The organism is Paenibacillus sp. FW101-FHT12H11 (genome assembly GCF_058790355.1).
On sequence record NZ_JBYTCO010000001.1, the window covers coordinates 1 to 17,740 of the forward strand.

17 protein-coding genes, 3 tRNA genes and 1 rRNA gene are annotated in these 17,740 nt (G+C 46.9%); 18 read left to right on the top strand and 3 right to left on the bottom strand.

Annotated features, from left to right (window positions below):
• The 11 genes from AC3WTJ_RS00005 to AC3WTJ_RS00055 all read left to right on the top strand — a co-directional run.
• A 23S ribosomal RNA gene (locus tag AC3WTJ_RS00005) occupies nt 1-680 on the top strand; the annotation flags it as partial.
• A 64-nt stretch (nt 681-744) separates the two neighbouring features.
• Nucleotides 745-817 (top strand) — tRNA-His (locus AC3WTJ_RS00010).
• A 17-nt stretch (nt 818-834) separates the two neighbouring features.
• A tRNA-Gln gene (locus tag AC3WTJ_RS00015) sits at nt 835-906 on the top strand.
• Between the two features lie 15 nt (nt 907-921).
• Nucleotides 922-1,003, top strand: a tRNA-Leu gene (locus tag AC3WTJ_RS00020).
• A 280-nt stretch (nt 1,004-1,283) separates the two neighbouring features.
• The gene (locus AC3WTJ_RS00025) at nt 1,284-1,634 is read left to right on the top strand and encodes a DUF2294 domain-containing protein (RefSeq protein ID WP_127456545.1); all 351 of its coding nucleotides are present in this window, start codon (nt 1,284-1,286) and stop codon (nt 1,632-1,634) included.
• A 256-nt stretch (nt 1,635-1,890) separates the two neighbouring features.
• Nucleotides 1,891-2,985, top strand: coding sequence for an ABC transporter substrate-binding protein (locus tag AC3WTJ_RS00030; RefSeq protein WP_492520031.1), 1,095 nt, complete (start codon nt 1,891-1,893; stop codon nt 2,983-2,985).
• 74 nt (nt 2,986-3,059) lie between these two features.
• The gene (locus AC3WTJ_RS00035; RefSeq protein ID WP_492520032.1) at nt 3,060-3,992 is read left to right on the top strand and encodes a nucleoside hydrolase; all 933 of its coding nucleotides are present in this window, start codon (nt 3,060-3,062) and stop codon (nt 3,990-3,992) included.
• A 27-nt stretch (nt 3,993-4,019) separates the two neighbouring features.
• Nucleotides 4,020-4,841 (top strand): ABC transporter permease, encoded by an 822-nt coding sequence (locus AC3WTJ_RS00040; RefSeq protein ID WP_127456548.1) that lies wholly within the window; start codon nt 4,020-4,022, stop codon nt 4,839-4,841.
• A gap of 4 nt (nt 4,842-4,845) precedes the next feature.
• Nucleotides 4,846-5,634: an ABC transporter permease gene (locus AC3WTJ_RS00045; protein ID WP_492520033.1), complete on the top strand. Its 789-nt coding sequence runs from the start codon at nt 4,846-4,848 to the stop codon at nt 5,632-5,634.
• A 15-nt stretch (nt 5,635-5,649) separates the two neighbouring features.
• Nucleotides 5,650-6,711, top strand: coding sequence for an ABC transporter ATP-binding protein (locus AC3WTJ_RS00050; RefSeq protein ID WP_492520034.1), 1,062 nt, complete (start codon nt 5,650-5,652; stop codon nt 6,709-6,711).
• 21 nt (nt 6,712-6,732) lie between these two features.
• Nucleotides 6,733-8,445, top strand: coding sequence for an adenine deaminase C-terminal domain-containing protein (locus tag AC3WTJ_RS00055; RefSeq protein WP_492520035.1), 1,713 nt, complete (start codon nt 6,733-6,735; stop codon nt 8,443-8,445).
• 41 nt (nt 8,446-8,486) lie between these two features.
• Here AC3WTJ_RS00055 and AC3WTJ_RS00060 read toward each other — a convergent pair whose 3' ends face one another.
• Nucleotides 8,487-8,855, bottom strand: coding sequence for a c-type cytochrome (locus AC3WTJ_RS00060; RefSeq protein WP_492520036.1), 369 nt, complete (start codon nt 8,853-8,855; stop codon nt 8,487-8,489).
• 201 nt (nt 8,856-9,056) lie between these two features.
• On the opposite strand from AC3WTJ_RS00060, the gene AC3WTJ_RS00065 reads away from it, so the two are divergent.
• The 4 genes from AC3WTJ_RS00065 to tatA all read left to right on the top strand — a co-directional run bounded on the left by AC3WTJ_RS00065 (nt 9,057) and on the right by tatA (nt 12,681).
• A complete protein-coding gene (locus AC3WTJ_RS00065) occupies nt 9,057-9,836 on the top strand; it encodes a gluconate 2-dehydrogenase subunit 3 family protein (RefSeq protein ID WP_127456553.1) in 780 nt (259 codons plus the stop codon).
• 34 nt (nt 9,837-9,870) lie between these two features.
• A complete protein-coding gene (locus tag AC3WTJ_RS00070) occupies nt 9,871-11,592 on the top strand; it encodes a GMC family oxidoreductase (RefSeq protein ID WP_492520037.1) in 1,722 nt (573 codons plus the stop codon).
• 39 nt (nt 11,593-11,631) lie between these two features.
• Nucleotides 11,632-12,363 (top strand): twin-arginine translocase subunit TatC, encoded by a 732-nt coding sequence (gene tatC, locus AC3WTJ_RS00075; RefSeq protein ID WP_407869297.1) that lies wholly within the window; start codon nt 11,632-11,634, stop codon nt 12,361-12,363.
• 120 nt (nt 12,364-12,483) lie between these two features.
• Entirely contained in the window at nt 12,484-12,681 is a 198-nt protein-coding gene (gene tatA / locus AC3WTJ_RS00080) for a twin-arginine translocase TatA/TatE family subunit (RefSeq protein ID WP_127456556.1), read from the top strand.
• Nucleotides 12,682-13,064: 383 nt separating this feature from the next.
• On the opposite strand, the gene AC3WTJ_RS00085 is transcribed toward tatA, so the two are convergent.
• Nucleotides 13,065-13,472, bottom strand: a complete 408-nt coding sequence (locus AC3WTJ_RS00085) for a cytochrome-c oxidase (RefSeq protein WP_492520038.1) — start codon at nt 13,470-13,472, stop codon at nt 13,065-13,067.
• A gap of 240 nt (nt 13,473-13,712) precedes the next feature.
• Between AC3WTJ_RS00085 and AC3WTJ_RS00090 the strand changes: the two genes are divergently transcribed.
• From AC3WTJ_RS00090 to AC3WTJ_RS00100, 3 genes are all read left to right on the top strand, one after another.
• Nucleotides 13,713-13,913, top strand: coding sequence for a hypothetical protein (locus AC3WTJ_RS00090; protein WP_492520039.1), 201 nt, complete (start codon nt 13,713-13,715; stop codon nt 13,911-13,913).
• A 113-nt stretch (nt 13,914-14,026) separates the two neighbouring features.
• Nucleotides 14,027-15,355 (top strand): DRTGG domain-containing protein, encoded by a 1,329-nt coding sequence (locus AC3WTJ_RS00095; protein WP_492520040.1) that lies wholly within the window; start codon nt 14,027-14,029, stop codon nt 15,353-15,355.
• Nucleotides 15,356-15,386: 31 nt separating this feature from the next.
• A complete protein-coding gene (locus tag AC3WTJ_RS00100) occupies nt 15,387-15,869 on the top strand; it encodes an SRPBCC family protein (protein ID WP_492520041.1) in 483 nt (160 codons plus the stop codon).
• A gap of 508 nt (nt 15,870-16,377) precedes the next feature.
• On the opposite strand, the gene AC3WTJ_RS00105 is transcribed toward AC3WTJ_RS00100, so the two are convergent.
• Nucleotides 16,378-17,688 carry an aminotransferase class I/II-fold pyridoxal phosphate-dependent enzyme gene (locus AC3WTJ_RS00105; RefSeq protein WP_492520942.1) on the bottom strand — a complete coding sequence of 437 codons (1,311 nt, stop codon included), beginning with the start codon at nt 17,686-17,688 and terminating at the stop codon, nt 16,378-16,380.
• Between the last annotated feature and the right edge of the window lie 52 nt (nt 17,689-17,740).

Genomic DNA, 17,740 nt, shown 5'->3' on the forward strand with positions numbered 1-17,740 from the left:
ATCCGGTATGGGGACAGTGTCAGGTGGGCAGTTTGACTGGGGCGGTCGCCTCCTAAAATGTAACGGAGGCGTTTAAAGGTTCCCTCAGAATGGTTGGAAATCATTCGCAGAGTGCAAAGGCATAAGGGAGCTTGACTGCGAGACCTACAAGTCGAGCAGGGACGAAAGTCGGACTTAGTGATCCGGTGGTACCGAATGGAAGGGCCATCGCTCAACGGATAAAAGCTACCCTGGGGATAACAGGCTTATCTCCCCCAAGAGTCCACATCGACGGGGAGGTTTGGCACCTCGATGTCGGCTCATCGCATCCTGGGGCTGAAGTAGGTCCCAAGGGTTGGGCTGTTCGCCCATTAAAGCGGTACGCGAGCTGGGTTCAGAACGTCGTGAGACAGTTCGGTCCCTATCTGTCGCGGGCGTAGGAAATTTGAGAGGAGCTGTCCTTAGTACGAGAGGACCGGGATGGACGTACCGCTGGTGTACCAGTTGTCTCGCCAGAGGCACCGCTGGGTAGCTATGTACGGAGGGGATAAGCGCTGAAAGCATCTAAGCGCGAAGCCCCCCTCAAGATGAGATTTCCCAGTATGTAAGACCCCTTGTAGACGACGAGGTTGATAGGTTCGAGGTGGAAGTGCAGCAATGCATGCAGCTGACGAATACTAATCGGTCGAGGGCTTAACCACAAATCCTAAATAATACTTTACGCAAGTTTCGTATCTAGTCTTCAGGGAATAAATCCCTACTGTGGCGATCGTGGCGAAGGGGTTAACGCACTGGTTTGTGGATCCAGCATTCGTGGGTTCAAGTCCCATCGGTCGCCCTTTTCCCTTATCTTGTTGGGGATTAGCCAAGCGGTAAGGCAACGGACTTTGACTCCGTCATGCCTAGGTTCGAATCCTAGATCCCCAGTTTACTTTCCTTTAAGCGGTCGTGGTGGAACGGCAGACACACCATCTTGAGGGGGTGGCGCTCACAAGGCGTGAGGGTTCAAATCCCTCCGACCGCATCCCAGTTTTACGAGAAAACCTTACATATGTAAGGTTTTTTTGTTTTATAACAGAGTCACCAGATAACGAGAAACCTCCTATATCCAATTGCTGCTAATTGAGACAATCAATTTAAAGAACGACATTCGGAAAAACGGATATTTCACAAGAGATTAGGTCGAATTACGTTAAATTCCATATAAAATCACGAACAATAACCTTGATTAATTAAGGAATCCTATGTATTATTAGTATAGCTCGAAAAAATACAGATCAATTATTCCTCTTGAAGGTGATTTAATGTCCGTACCGGATGATTCTAATGAATACAAGAAGAAGCTGTGTCACCTGTATAACGAGATATCCAAAGAATTATTCGGTTTTGGTACAACCTTGCTGAAGGTTTCCTTGGATCAGAATATCATTACGTTTCATGCCAAGCATCGCCGGTCGCCCCGCTCAACGGCTTTAGAAGGAGAGGCTCCTACGCTTAAACACGAGGTCGATTTTTACATGTCCTCGATTTACAAGAAGAGAATCCGGGAAAAGCTGGAGCAAGAACTAGGGTTGTCCATGGATGCGGTGTTAAGAGACTATGATCCGCCGACGCAATGGGCCATCACGAACATTATTCTCAAACCAACTAAATAGTCTAGACCACGGCGTATCTCTTTTGATCTATCTTAAGGGCTTACCCGCTTGAATATCACTTGATGTCTCTTTCCATTGTTTACGATGAAAAGTGCTCTTGTTAGAAGTTATCTTCTATCAAGGGCACTTTTCTATTTTTTTCAGGTCTTAGCAAGAGCGCGGCATATATTTGTAAGCCGTTGTAGAATACTAGTAAAAATTTAACAAAGGGATTTTCGCTACAAATTATATATATGATATTGGGAGGATGTTAACGATGAAACAAAAAATGCTTCGTGGTTTGATTTCTTTATCCGTAGTAGGACTGGCTTTGACGGGATGCGGTACCGCGCCTGCGAAGGATCAGGGGAATACTGGCGCCGCAACAGCTTCACCTGCGGGAACATCAGGGGAACCTACACAATTGGTTATTTCCACTTGGGGTTTTTCCGATGATTTCTTCAAGAAAGAAGTTTATGCGCCTTTTGAGAAAGAGCATAATGTGAAGATTGTTTTGGAAATCGGCAATAACTCCGAGCGTTTAAACAAAGTGAAACAAGGCAGTTCCAAAGTGGATCTTATTTATTTATCCGACTACTATGCACAGCAAGGAATTGAAGCAGGACTATTTGAAAAAATCGACCGCAGCCGTATTCCGAATTTAAAAGATATCTACGATATTGCGAAAGCACCGCTTGGTGAAGACTACGGTCCTGCCTATACCGTTGGCCGTTTCGGAATTGCTTACAATCCGAAAGCAGTTGGCAAAGAGATTACGTCGTGGAGCGACCTGTGGAGTCCTGAACTCTCCAAGAAGCTGACGCTGCCAAACATTACGTCTACTACAGGTCCAATGGTGCTGGATGCAGCGTCACTGGTATCCGGTAATGCAAAGTTCAATGAAAATCAAGCTTTCACTAAGGTGAAGGAGCTGAATAAAGGAGTCGTCAAGTACTATGGACAAACTTCAGAATTCGTGAATATGTTCGCACAGGGAGAAATTGCTGCTGGTCCGATCATGGAGATGTATGTGAAGGATTTGAAAGCGGCTGTACCGGATACGAAGTTCATTTCCCCGAAAGAAGGGGCATATGCCGTAATGAATACGGTCAACGTTATTAAAGGAAGCAAAAATAAGCAGCTAGCGGAGGACTTCATCAACTGGCATTTGAGCAAAGAAGTACAAGAGAAATCTGCGAAAGCAAAAGTGGATTCACCTGTAAACACGACGCTGCAGCTTTCAGCTGATGAAGCTCAAGGGATTACGTATGGCGCTGATGTTGTAAACAAGCTGATCAAGATGGATATGAAATTCGTGAATGAGCATCTTAAATCTTGGATTGACCGTTGGAACAAGGAAGTTGCTCAATAATATCAAAGTGGACAAGGGTATATGCTTGGGTGTATACCTTTGTTTTCTTAAAAGGACCTTAAGGGGGCTTGGTTATGAAAAAGAAAGTCATCCTCGACGTGGATACAGGGATCGATGATGCGTTAGGCATCCTGCTTGCTGTACGAAGCGGAGAAATGGACGTACTAGGCATCACTACGGTGAATGGAAACGTATCGCTGGACCAAGCGACCAAGAATACATGCAAAATTCTCCAATTACTGGAGAAAGAGCATGAAATTCGTGTCATTCAAGGCGCGAATAAACCTTTGATGCGCCCGACGTTCTTTGAGCACCGCGTCCATGGTAAGGATGGGCTTGGCGGGGCATTACTTGACATGCCGGTTCACGTGGAGGCAGCGGACGGGCATGCCGTTGATTTCATCGTGGAACAAGTGAAACAGCATGCGGGAGAGGTCACGTTGGTTATGACGGCTCCACTGACGAATCTGGCATTGGCGGTTATGAAGTATCCTGAGCTGGTTCATCAGGTGAGAGAAGTGATTGTGATGGGCGGTGTCGTCCAAGGTTTCGGCAATGTGACGCCTACAGCGGAGTTCAACATGTACGTCGATCCGGAAGCGGCCAAAATCGTATTCCAGGCAGGTTTTCCAGACCTGACGCTTGTCGGGTTGGATGTAACAAGGAAAGCGCTGCTGACAGATGACCATATCCGTGCACTCGGAGACTCGCCGATAGCAAGGTATGTGAAGGAGAGCACTGCGGAATATATGGAACGTTACTATGAACGCAATGGTGTTAGAGCTTGTGCGCTTCATGATCCCCTTGCTGTCGGAGTAGCTCTAAATAAACAGCTGGTCACTACCCGCAAGTACTACGTCGACGTAGAAACCAAAAGTGAGCTATGCGATGGGCAAACGGTATGCGATTTTCAGAATCGCTTGTCCAAAGCGGCCAACGTGCACGTATGCACCGAGGTTGCGGCTGACAAATTTCTCGAACTTTTTATCCGCACTTTACGTGCATAGCGAACCAAGGAACAGGAGTATAGCTGCATGAAAAAAACGTACTTATTATTACTATTGCTGCCAGGCGTATTATTCCTGACGGTTTTCATGGTAGTTCCGATCCTTCTTACGATAGGTTCGACCTTTTTCGATAAAGGAACATTTACCTTTGCAGGGTATTTAAATTTTTTCAAAGATCCCTACTTCCTCAAAATTGTGTGGACGACGCTGCGTGTCAGCTTGGTAACCACGATTCTCTGTATCATTCTTGGGTTCCCGGTAGCCTATTTTATATCCAAACAAGGACCGAGACAGAAGGCGATTTTGCTTGCGCTGGCCATTTTTCCACTGCTGACAAGCTCTGTCGTTAGATCGTTCAGTTGGATGATTATTTTAGGTAAAAAAGGGTTACTCAACAACGCGCTGATCGCGATCGGTCTCATTAAGGAACCACTGGATATTTTGTACACGCCAACGGCCATGATGATCGGTCTCATCCATTTGTTTTTACCGCTCATCCTTATTACGTTGGTCGGTGTTCTTGAGAATATAGATCCGGATCTGATCAAAGCGGCGGAGAGCTTGGGAGCTAACCGATTTAAAGCCTTCGTGAAGGTCATTGTACCACTCAGCGTTCCCGGATTAATCATAGGAAGTATTCTTGTTTTTGTCGGCAGTTTGACGGCATATACAACGCCTGCCTTGCTCGGTGGCAAGCAGCGGGTCATCTCCACTTTCCTTTATCAGAATGCGATTACGCTTAACGACTGGCATCTTGCCTCCGTCATAGCCGTAATTATGATCGTGATTACCTTCGTCGTCATCGCGCTTATGAATAAACTGGCGACTAAATTAAATCCGAAGGGGTAGAAGTATGCGGGAAAAGAATCGAGGGCTGGCGTTTTTCACCCTTCTTGTCTATATTTTCTTGCTCGGGCCGCTCGTTATTATAGCATTTGCTTCATTTGAGCCAGGGAGTGTACTGAAATTCCCACCGACAGGATTTTCGTTGAAATGGTACCGCAACATTTGGGAAGTTAAGATGTTCATGACAACCGCGGGTACCTCTATTATTGTATCGCTGATCGGTAATTTGTTTGCTTTGCTGCTTGGAATTCCAGCGGCGTACGCGTTAAGCCGGTTTACGTTCAAAGGGAAAGAGGCGCTGAATGCCGTTTTTATTTCCCCCGTGCTTATTCCCGGTATCGTTCTTGGTTTTACGATGCTGAGGTATCTTATCGTCACGTATCACCTTCCGATCTATGCAGCTCTGCTGATTGGACATACGGTGATCATGCTTCCGTTCATTATCCGTGTCGTGGCATCAAGCTTATCGAACTTCGATTTCGCGGTAGAGGAAGCTGCTTTAAGTCTTGGCGCCGGACGGCTGAAAACTTTCTTTAAAGTGGTCCTGCCCAACATTAAATCAGGTATTATTGCAGCTATTCTGATTGCGTTCTTGGAATCTTTTAATAATGTCGACATCTCGGTCTTTATGACGGGTCCCGGAATCAGCACGCTGCCTATTCAGATGCTGACGTACGTGGAGAACCATTTTGACCCTACGATTGCTGCTATTTCGGTTTTGCTTATGATTTTAACTGCGGTACTTATGTTCATCATTGAACGGTTGATGGGTTTATCCTACTTCACCAAACGATAACGGAGGCTTTCATCCATGGCATTGCTTACTTTGGAAAATATTTCGGTTGCCTACGACCAGCAATATATTTTGAAGGACTTCAATTTAAGTGTAGAAAAAGGAAATTTAATATCGCTTCTCGGTCCAAGCGGATGCGGGAAAACGACGACCTTGCGGCTCATCGCCGGTTTTTTGGAAGCTAAATCAGGCAAATTTGCTTTAAATGGGAAGGACTATACGCGCATTCCAGTCAGCAAGCGTAACTTCGGCTTCGTTTTCCAGAGTTATGCGCTGTTCCCGCACTTGTCCATTTACGATAATGTGGCCTTCGGCCTTCGTCTTCGGAAGGTAAGCGGAGCAGAGCTTGATCGACGTGTTCGCAAAATTCTGGAAACGGTAAGCTTGTCCGGCTTCGAGAAGCGTTACCCGAAAGAACTTTCAGGCGGTCAAAGACAGCGGGTGGCCATTGCCCGGGCGCTAGTCATCGAACCTGAGCTGCTGCTTTTCGACGAGCCCCTAAGCAATCTGGACGCTAATCTGCGCATCAATATGCGTGTTGAGATTCGCCGTATTCAGCAGGAGCTTGGTATTACTACCGTCTATGTATCGCATGATCAGGAGGAGTGCTTCTCTATCTCGGATCAGGTGGCCATTATGAACAAAGGGATTATTGAGCAGCTGGGTGCTCCGGCGACGATTTTCAAATATCCCAAAACAGAGTTCGTAGCTCGTTTTATTGGTTTCACGAATTTTATCTCTTTTGAAACCAGATATGATGAAAAAGAAGTGATTGCCCTGAAAGTGAAAGATCATATGTTCACTGTAACCAAACATGCCAGTAAGGGAGAGCAGGTCGGGATGCAAGGCGCTATTCGTCCGGATGATGTCCTTCTAGGTATGCCGGGAGAGATTGAGGAAGGTCCCAATGTCGTGACAGGACGTGTGAAAGTGAGCACCTTCTTAGGCAGAAGCTATCAATACGTCGTTCAGACGATACTGGGAGACATTACGGTCAATAAAGAAATGGAATTCCCGTATCCAAGCGGTCAAGAGGTTCGGCTTCATTTTCCAAGCGAGAAATTGGTTCTAGTAGAGTAGTGTACTTGGAGGGAAAGGCATATGCAGGTTGATTTACTGATCGAAAATGTAAAGATTTATAATAGTTATTTTAAAACATTCATTGAAGGCAATGCAGCCATTCTGGATGGCAAGTTTCTATATATCGGGACTAGAGGTGCTGAGAGTTTTGCAGCTACCGAACGTTTGGATGGGCAAGGGCGCTACATGATTCCAGGGCTCATCGACATCCATCTGCACATCGAAAGCACAATGGTCACTCCGGAGACATTCTCGTACGGCCTTATTCGCAATGGGGTTACGACGATTGTTCCCGAGCCGCATGAAATTGCTAATGTTTTCGGACTTGATGGGGTAAAAGAATTCATCAAAGCAAGCCAAAATTGTGTAGCGGACATGTTCTATGCCCTTCCTAGCTCGGTTCCTGCCACATCGATGGAAACGTCCGGCGGCTCGATTGAAATCGAGGATATGGATGAGCTTCTGCGGACGGAGCGCATTATTTGCTTAGGTGAAATTATGAACTTCGTGGATGTCATCACCGATCCGGACTGCAAAACAAATCAGATTATCAACCATATTCGGAAACACTATCCGCACCTTATTATTGAGGGGCATGTGCCAAAACTGCTGGATTTGGACCTGCATAAGATGATTTACAGCGGAGTCGATTCCGATCACACGCATCAGACGATTGAGGGGATGGAAGCCAGAATCGCTGCGGGCATGTTTATTGAAATTCAAGAGAAATCAATGACATCTGAGGTGATGGATTATTTGATCGAGCATGAAGTATCGGAGCATTTTTGCTTTGTTACCGACGATGTCATGGCGGACTCTTTCGAGCGGCGCGGTCACTTGAATCACATTGTGCGTAAAGCCATCGAGATGGGCATGAAGCCTGAGCAGGCGATTTATGCCAGTACCCTTTCCCCAGCCAAAAGAATGCGGATGTATGATCGCGGTGTTATTGCACCGGGCAAAGTCGGCGATTTCCAGTTGATTTCTGATCTGGAGCTTCTGACGATTGACCAAGTGTTCAAACACGGACGCAAGGTTTATGATGTTCGAGAGGCTTATACGTCAGTTACGAACGAACCTGCTTTTCCGCCGCATTATTATCAAAGCGTCCAGATGTCGCCGTTAACAGAAGCGGATTTCTCAGTCAACGTTGACGTAGAGGACGGTTCTTATGCCAGCCGTGTCATGATGGTGAAAAACGGCTCTACCTTTACAGAGGAGCATCATACGGAGGTTCATGTCCGTTCTGGTGAACTTATGTGGCAGGATAGTGGAAAAGGACTTATTGCTACTTTTGAACGCTATGGTAAAAACGGAAATCGCGCTTATGGTTTAATTGGCGGCGATACGATTAAACGCGGAGCCGTGGCGACTACGTACTCCCACGATAACCATAATTTACTTGTTGTCGGTCACAATCCTCATGATATGGTTATCGCGGCGAACGAAGTGATTAACAATCAGGGGGGCTTTAGCGTCGTAGAAGACGGAAAAGTCATCGCTTCACTTAAGCTGCCTGTCGGCGGTATTTTGACGGAAGCTCCACTTGAGCAAGTTGCTAAAGAAGTAGAACATCTGCGTAAAGCGATGGAATCATTAGGCTACTGTCATTATAATCCTATTATGTCGATCAGCACGCATTCTTTACCTGTAAGTCCCGCTTTGAAAATTACCGACCATGGTCTAATCGACGTGAACAGCGGTAAAGTCGTGCCTTTAATCGTCTCTAATTAATATAAAATCCCGCACTCATTATGAGGCGGGATTTTTTGTGTTTATTTCTTGTCGGCAAGCCAAGTAGCGAGGGATGAAATTTCATCATTGGATAACTTGCCTTTGAAGCTAGGCATTGCGCCTTTCCCGTTTGTCACCGTTGAAGCAACTTGGTCCTTAGACAGCTTGTTGCCTACTTTTTGAAGATTAGGTCCTACAGCACCTTCCAAGTTGACGCCATGGCAGCTAACACAGTTGGCTTTGAACACAGCGGATGCTTCCACCTTCGTTGTAGTCCCTGTGCTCGCAGACGGGCTAGCTGACACGGCAGGGCTTGCAGAAGCGGCCGGGCTCGGTTTTGTTTCGGTTTTGCCGCAAGCAGCTAAAGAACTGGCGAGCAGCAGTGTGAGGACTAATAGCGTTTTCTTCATGTGAACTTCTCCTCATATACATAGGTTCAAGTGCAAGACAGCCACTGGTTGCATGCAAAATCTGCCTAATGACTGTAAATTTACATTGCCCGAATTGCTAATTTTTCATACAACAATGAATAAGATAACGGGTCTGAGCTCATGATATCCATAACTACCATAACTAACCTATCGTTCATAAAATTCCAAGGAGGCAATCAAATGGCTGAGAAAAATGTGGAAAATTCTCCTGACCAGTCGCGACGCAGTTTCCTGAAATATACCGGTACCGCCATAGGTGGAGTGGTGGTCGGAGGGGTGATTGGCAGCGCGATTTCCGGTGGATTTACCAAAAAGTCCACGACGCCAACCCCTTCGCCATCACCATCGGCATCCCCGCAAGCTCAAGCCGGAATGGACTACAACAGAGCGCCTATGTTCTTCAATCAGGCTCAGCTGCAAATGACGGAAGCTGCGGCTGAACGCATTTTCCCCAAAGATGAAAGCGGTCCGGGGGCGACGGACTTGGGAGTTGCCTTTTACATCGATCATCAGTTGGCAAGCCCATGGGGAGTGAATGCCCGCACGTATCGGACGGGTCCCTTTGTGAAAGGGGAAGCGACGCAAGGCGACTACTTAAGTATTCAGCGCCACGAGTTAATTACGATGGGCTTGCAGAGCATGGAGGAAACAAGCAAATCGAAATATACCAAATCCTTCGTGGAGTTGGCTCCTGAGGAACAGGATGCGATCCTGACCTCGATGGAAAAAGGCGAAATTAATGTGGTAAATGGCGTAACGGGTAAAACCTTTTTCAACCAATTCCGTGTGCTTGTGATGGAGGGCGTGTATTCAGACCCGCTATATGGGGGGAATAAGGATATGCAGGGTTGGAAGATGCGGAAATATCCGGGCAACCAAATGAGCTATACCAATATCATGGACAAGGATCAATTCGCTGTTATGGAACCGCGGAGCTTGCATGATCATTTTGTTCATTAAGTGTGAAATCCAATGAGGGAAGGGAATAAAGCACATGGCTACTAAAATGCCAAAAGTTCCGGTAGTTATTGTTGGAATGGGATGGGTCGGGGGCATCATCGCTGCCGAGCTGTCCAAGCAAGGAGTCAAGGTGGTTGGTTTGGAGCGCGGGAAGCCAAGAGACACCAAGGATTACTACATGGTGCATGACGAGCTGCGATACGCCTCCAGATACGATCTGATGCAGGATCTATCCAAAGAAACGGTGACGTTCCGTAATACGGATAAAGTAGCGGCAGTCCCCATGCGAGAATATGGTTCCTTTTTGCTGGGTGAAGGGCTTGGCGGATCGAGCATTCACTGGAATGGACAAACGTACCGGTTTCTTCCGTACGATTTTGAAATCTACAGCAAAACGGTCGAGAGGTACGGCAAACAGAAAATCCCGGACGGAATGACCATCCAGGACTGGGGTATTACATATGATCAATTAGAGCCTTATTTCGATAAATTTGAAAAGCTGGCTGGCATCTCGGGGGACCCGGAACAGAATCCGATGGTGGGCAAGCGTTCGAATCCGTTTCCAACCAAGGCCATGGTGAAAACGCCGATTCTGAAATTGTTCGAGGATGCGACGAAAAAATTGGGTTATCACCCTTACATGATGCCGTCTGCGAATCTATCCGAACAATATACGAATCCTGACGGGATCACCAGAGCAGCCTGCCAGTATTGCGGATATTGCGAGCGTTTCGGCTGTGAGTATGGAGCCAAAGCGGATGCTGTGGTCACTGTGCTGCCGATTGCTCAGAAGTCGGGTAACTTCGAACTGCGTTCTTATTCGAATGTGATCCAAGTGTTAAATGACGGCAAAAAAGCTAGCGGCGTTGTGTACGTCAACACTGTTACAGGTGAACAGTTCGAACAGCCTGCTGATGTGGTGATCATGGCCAGCTATGTGTTCAACAACATTAAGCTCCTGCTGACCTCCAAATTGGGTAAACCTTATGATCCAGCCTCCGGTAAAGGAGTAATCGGTAAAAATTACTGCTACCAAACGAACGGCGGGTCGGCTACCGGATTTTTTGATGACAAAGAATTTAATCTGTTTGCGGGTGCAGGATCGCTTGGGATGGAGATTCCGGACTTTAATGGAGATAATTTTGACCACAGTAGTCTTAATTTCCTTCATGGAGCCGGGATTCGGATATCGCAAACCGGACAACGTCCAATTGCTACCAACTCTGTTCCGAAAGGCACGCCAGCTTGGGGGAAAGATTTTAAACAGAAATCGCTCAAATACGCGAACAGTGTTTTGGCCGTATCCCCGCAAGGATCAAGTTTGCCTTGGAAGCATCACTATGTAGATCTCGATCCAACTTATAAAGATGCCTATGGGCTCCCGCTGCCGCGAATTACGTTTGATTTTGAAGAACAGGATCGGCAAATGATTAAATTCGTGAGCGGTAAAGCCGCTGAAATTATGAAGGAAATGAATCCAACGAGCATTGGTTCATCGGATCAGCTCGGGCCTTACAATATCGTGCCGTACCAGTCCACGCATAACACAGGCGGTGTGATCATGGGCTCGGATCCTTCGACTTCAGCTGTGAACTCCTATTTGCAAATGTGGGATGCAGAAAATGTATTCGTTGTCGGAGCATCGGCATTCGCTCATAACAGCGGGTATAACCCGACAGGTACCGTTGGGGCTCTTGCGTATAGAGCCGTTGAAGGGATCGCGAAATATTTGAAACAAGGCGGAATGGTCGTTTAAACATGCTGCCGATACGACCCTATAGATCGGAGGGATCAGATGGGGCAAGAAGATTTGATTTTGCATCTCACTGAGGTTCGCAAACGGTTGATTATTGTTCTTGCTTGGTTTCTGGTTATGCTCTGCGCAGGGCTGTATCTTTCCAGTGACATCTTGCTGTATTTGAAAACGCAGCCTATGATCGGTGAGATTAAGTGGAATGTGTTCTCGTTTACAGATGGGCTGATGATTTATATGAAGTGCGCTTTTCTCTTCGCTTTATTGTTTACAGTGCCGGTGATGCTCTACCAATTGTGGGCATTCGTCAGGCCAGGGCTGACAGAAGCGGAGTCTAAGAGCGCTCTTCCCTACATCCCTGTGGCTTTTGCGCTTTTTATTATCGGGGTAGCGTTCAGCTACTGGGTCGTCTTTCCTATGATGGTTCGCTTTATGATGCGCATGAATCAAACGATTGGCGCGGTGGAAACGTACGGCATTGACCGGTATTTTGGATTTCTGTTCCAAATCGTATTTCCAATGGCGATCGCGTTCGAACTGCCTGTGATTCTTCTATTTCTGACCAAAATAGGACTGCTGACGCCGGAGCGCTTGAAAATGTCCAGGAAATACGCGTACATCGCTTTAACGATCACAGGCTCCTGCATTTCGCCTCCGGATATGGTTTCCCATCTGTCGGTTACCGTGCCCTTGCTGCTGTTGTTTGAGATCAGCGCGTTGGCTTCCAACTGGCAGTGGAGAGCGATGAGGCAAGGTAGGCTGGAGAATAGTTGAAGGATGAGGCAGGGCAGCCCGGCGAAGAGTTGAGTATGAGGCAAAGCAGACTGGAGAAGGGCTGAGGAAGAGACAAAGCAGTCTGATAAGTAGCAAAGTTTTTATAAAAGGAGGATACGTATGTTTAACAATATTGGTGTATCAGGTTTAATCTTGATTTTGGCCATTGCTTTAATCGTCTTCGGCCCGTCCAAATTGCCGCAGCTTGGAAGAGCATTTGGCGATACGCTGCGAGAGTTCCGCAATTCAACGCGTAATATTATGGATGAGGGCGAACGTGAGCATCTGATTGAAAATGAGGGGAAGAAGCCTTTTTGAGCTGGTGAGTCGGCCGAATGGAAGATGAGGGGACACATCAAATGGGAGGAAGGGAACTATGGTCCCCTATTTTGATGAAATGGAACACTTTTCAAGAAGTAGGGGAAGTACGATCCTCTATTTTAGCAATTTGAGCTGAAAAATGCGCCACGGGAGACAAATAAGAGCCTGCAGTTCCGCTTAGAAAGGAAACAGCTCTTTTTGCTCCGAATAAGGGACTCTAGTTCCCTTGATATAGGGATGTTCGCTTAAAGGACCGTCAGGATGTGGAATCCCTGGCGGTTTTTTTACGGGGTGGGTTGTGGTCTCGTTCAGGAGTACGACGATACAACCAAACCTCGACCCTCCGCGAAGGATGGTCGAGGTTTGGCGTATTTATAGGATTAGCCGGGCAAATCCTTTTTGTTCGTTTGTTTCACAGCTGTATTTCCAAGCTGCAGGAACAAGTTTATCGTAAAGAGGATGATGCCAATTACGACAAGCAAGGAGCTGACAATGACAAGCGGGAGCATGGCGGAATTGCCGGAAATAATCTCAATCGCGAGTCCACCCTGCATGAGAGGCAAGCCAATGTTATGTAACCAGAAGTGAAGCTTGGCAAGGCGCGTTTCTGATGCATGAGGATAGAAGTGATAGATGAGACCGAAGAGCGCCATAGAAACCCAACCTAGCAAATTCAAGTGCGCATGGACCGAGGCCAGTCTAAAATCTTGAATAATGCCCATCAACATTCCGAGTAGAACAGCGAGCGTGATGTAAATCGCAGCAATTTTCAAAAATGTCTTAGCCATTCAGCGGATCCCCTCCAAATTTTTACTTCACACTTATTGTATGTTATATACAACGAAATACAAGTCACGAGGAATCAAATTGGATGAAATATTTTATTAAACGGATTAGACGGTACATTGTTATAAAATAAATTAAATTTTTGGTATTGTTTCACATATAATTTTATTATTTATATAATATATTGTAATTGTGTTTAATGTAGTAATACATTGATCGATATGATGAAGGGGGAGCATGTTATGAGCAGCTTGGCATCTTCGATGGAGTTCGAGAGTAAAAAGGTTCCACGCCACCGCACCTATGACTTTCAGAGAGTTATGGCAAATCGGCAGGAACGAAGAGAACACGAGGAGTGCGGAGAAACAGCTTTCTATCCTGTATCACCAGTAGCCTTGGCACTTTATTATGGATTTGATGATGAGACAGAGCCTGTCGGGTAACCCGGCAGGTTTTTATATTGGACAGCGGCTGGTGGAGCCTTCATCTTACTTTTTCCAGTTGAATAGACTATACTTATTTCAATGTTATAGCACAGTTCAGCGAGGTGTGAACGATGAGCACAGGCCATTCGGAGCTGCATACAAAGCATGAACAAATTACGAAGTATATTGAATCTGTGCCTGTCGGCACCAAGCTGTCTGTTCGGCAAATTGCTCAAGATTTGGATGTGAGTGAAGGAACGGCATATCGGGCCATCAAAGAGGCGGAAAACATCGGGCTGGTCAGCACCAAACGCCGGATTGGTACGATACGTATGGAGAAAAAAGAGGAGCCTGTCATCGATAAGTTAACGTTCGCAGAAATCGTGAATGTGGTGGAAGGCGTTGTTCTTGGAGGATCAACAGGCATACATAAGTCACTGAACAAGTTCGTAATTGGCGCTATGCAGCTGGAAGCGATGCTGAAATATATTGAAGTGGGCAACTTGCTAATTGTCGGTAATCGCGTGCAAGCCCATATGTGCGCACTGAGCCAAGGGGCCGGGGTGCTAATTACGGGCGGATTCGATACGACGCCTGAAGTCAAAGAGCTGGCAGATGAACTTCACCTGCCGATTATCGGAAGTTCTTTTGATACGTTCACGGTGGCTACGATGATCAATCGCGCGATGGAAGACAGGCTGATTAAGAAGAAAATACTGATGGTCGGTGACATCATGCGGAAGGACAGTCCGATTTACTCGCTGGAAGGAAAGGACACCGTCAAAGATATGCAAAAGCTGGCGGAGAAAACCATGCACACGCGCTATCCAGTCATCGACGGCAAAAGGGTGCCCATTGGGATGATTACCACCAAGGATATTGTCGGTGCGAAGCCGAGCCAACTCATCAGCAGCTTAATGACGCCGAATCCGCTCATGATTAATTTGAAAACATCGGTCGCTTCGGCAGGGCACATGATGGTGTGGGAAGGGATTGAACTCCTGCCTGTTATTGATATCGAGCGGAAAATGATCGGCGTCATTAGCCGCAAAGATGTCATGAAGGCAATGCAGCATATGCAGCAGCAGCCGCAGAACGCAGAGACGTTCGAGGTGCAGATCTATGCAGGGATCGACGAAGTGCGCGATGCCGAAGGCAAGTTGTCTTTCAGAGGAACGATTACGCCTCAAATGACGAATTTCGAGGGTTTGGTATCGGAGGGGGTGCTCACCACGATTATGATTCGTGCAGCTTATCGCACGGTGAAGGAGCATAAGAAAGGCGATCTCATTCTGGATAGCTCATCCAGTTATTTTCTGATTCCACTGCAAATGGACGAGGTCTTTGAAATTGTGCCGACGATTGTGGAAATGACGCGCAGATTCTGTAAAATTGATATGGAAATCACAGCGAATGGAGCTAGGGTGGCCAGATCGATGTTTACGGCACGCATCCTTTAAAATTTGATGGAAATCTAAGGAGGATATGCACATGCTTGCTTCGATTCATAAAAAGGATAACGGGTTTATCGCACAGTTCGAACGTCCGCTTGGGCATGCTGTCAGCGAGGTTTGGGCAGCCCTTACCGAGAATGTGCGTCTAGAGAAATGGATGACCAATCTGCAAGCCGATGATCTGCGCAAAGGTGGCCATATGAAATTTGATATGAAGGATGGCTCGGGTACTTTAATAGATATGGAGATTACCGACTATGAGCCGCTTTCCGTATTGGAGTTCACATGGGGGAAGGATCGTGTCCGGTTTGAAGTTTCGGCAAGATCAGAAGGTTCCTTGCTTGTTTTAAAAGAATTCATTGGCACGATGACGGACCACACGCCAAAAGACTTAGCCGGCTGGCATGTTTGTCTGGACATGATGTCTGCGCAGCTGGATGGGCAAGCGATGGAGTTCCCGATGGATGAGTGGAAGAAATGGTACGGGCAGTATGGTGAGCTGGTGAAACAGGCTGGTTGATAGATAGGCTGACCGGAACAGTTGGCCTGGTGCGCTGCCGCTTCCCTGACTGTCTAACGGACACAGTTGCTCTTATTTGGACGAATTATAGGCGTTTTGAAAATCTAACGGACACCAGCGCTGCTATTTGCTTGTTTCTGTCTTGATTTTGCCTCGAAATCGGCCAATAAGGTTTCCCGTGTCCGTTAGAAGTGGGATGGGGCTATTTTGACGATTTTAACGGCAGTGGAGTCCGTTAGACTTAGTTGGCAGGTTCATGGCAAAGGGGTATACCGTGAATCAGGACAGGACAGGACAGAACAGGACAGAACAGGACAGGACAGAACAGAACAGGACAGGACAGAACAGAACAGAACAGACCAGAACAGACCAGGACAGCTGGTTGCCAGGTAATTATGCTCGGGTGGCAAGTGTCTGAATGGGAAAAATTTCATAATATTCGCATAAAAAAGAGGCTGCTCATAGGTCGGTATAGACCCTATAAGGCAGCCTCTTTGTTTCGTTTCGGCTATTTGTTAGCGGAGACTGTTTCGATTTCTTTTACGCTTTGGTAGATGAGGTTGAACAGCTCTTCCAGGCTGCCTTCTTCAATACAGGAGAAAGCGACGCGAAGATCAGTCGCTCCAAGAGCGATAGTACCCACACCATGCTGATCCAGCAAGTGGACACGCAAAGCCTCGGCATCAACTGTTTTGAGCTTCAGGCACATGAAGTAACCGGAGTTGAACGGGTAGTAGCCCCATGCATCGTCGAACTTGCCGGAGTCCAGAATGGACTTCGTACGGTTAGCACGGCCTTTCATGATCTCATATTTCTCTTGCTTCTGCTGGTTGAACTCCGGGGAGTTAAGCGCATGAAGCACGAAAGTTTGCGATGGGTGAGGACCGCTGGAAATCGTTGCACGGATGATCCCCATTGTTTTTTGTTCTAGTGCGCTCAGCAACGCTTCGCTTTGGCCGGCATAAGTGACAAATCCAACGCGGAAGCCCCAGACGTATTCTTCTTTGGTAGCACCGTCAATTTTGACAGCGAGCACGCGTGGGTGAATGTCTGCTAATTTACCGAACAAGGACTCATGCAGGGAACCTTCGAAGAAAAGTCCGAAATAGGCATCGTCGGTTAGTACAACAACGTTGATACCAGCTTCAGCTGCATCTTTGATCGCGGCAGCAATCTCATTTCCTTCTTCAGCCCCAGGCGTGTAGCCTGTCGGGTTGTTCGGGAAGTTCAAAACAACAATGGCTTTGCCTTTGGATTGTTGAGCCAGCAGCGCTTCGCGCAGACCAGCGGCATTAAACTTCTGCTCCTCGTTGTAGAGCGGATAGTTCACAATTTTTGCGCCGCGGCGGATTTCGAAAGTGAGTTCGTAATTTTCCCAGTTTTTGTCTGGAATAATAACGGAGTCGCCTACATCAGCGAAAAGGTCCGCTGCAATACTAAGACCGTGAGTCAACGCATTCGTTACAATCGGGTTGCCGATCAGTTTGCTGCCGATCTCAGGGTTTTCTTCAAGCATTTTTTTGCGCCATGCGGTGCGGAGCTCGGGTTTACCGGCTGGCGGCGCGTATTCATATATATCTTTGGGAGCGTAGGTAGAGAGAGTATCTTGAATGACCTTCAAGTGCATCGGCTGACCGTTTTCGATCGCAATGCCAATCGTAGCATTGTATTTTTTGGCCTTTGCCTTGGCTTCAGCCGATTGGCTAAGAATGCCTTCTTTCGGGAAGTAAATCGATTTACCTAATGCAGAAAGCATGTCAAATACGTGAGAATTTTCACGTTCCAGGGTCTCGTTTAACTGTCGTGCCAGAGGATTCATAAGCATGGGTCATTCCTTCCAATTTGCTATTCATTTTTTGCAGTTATTATAC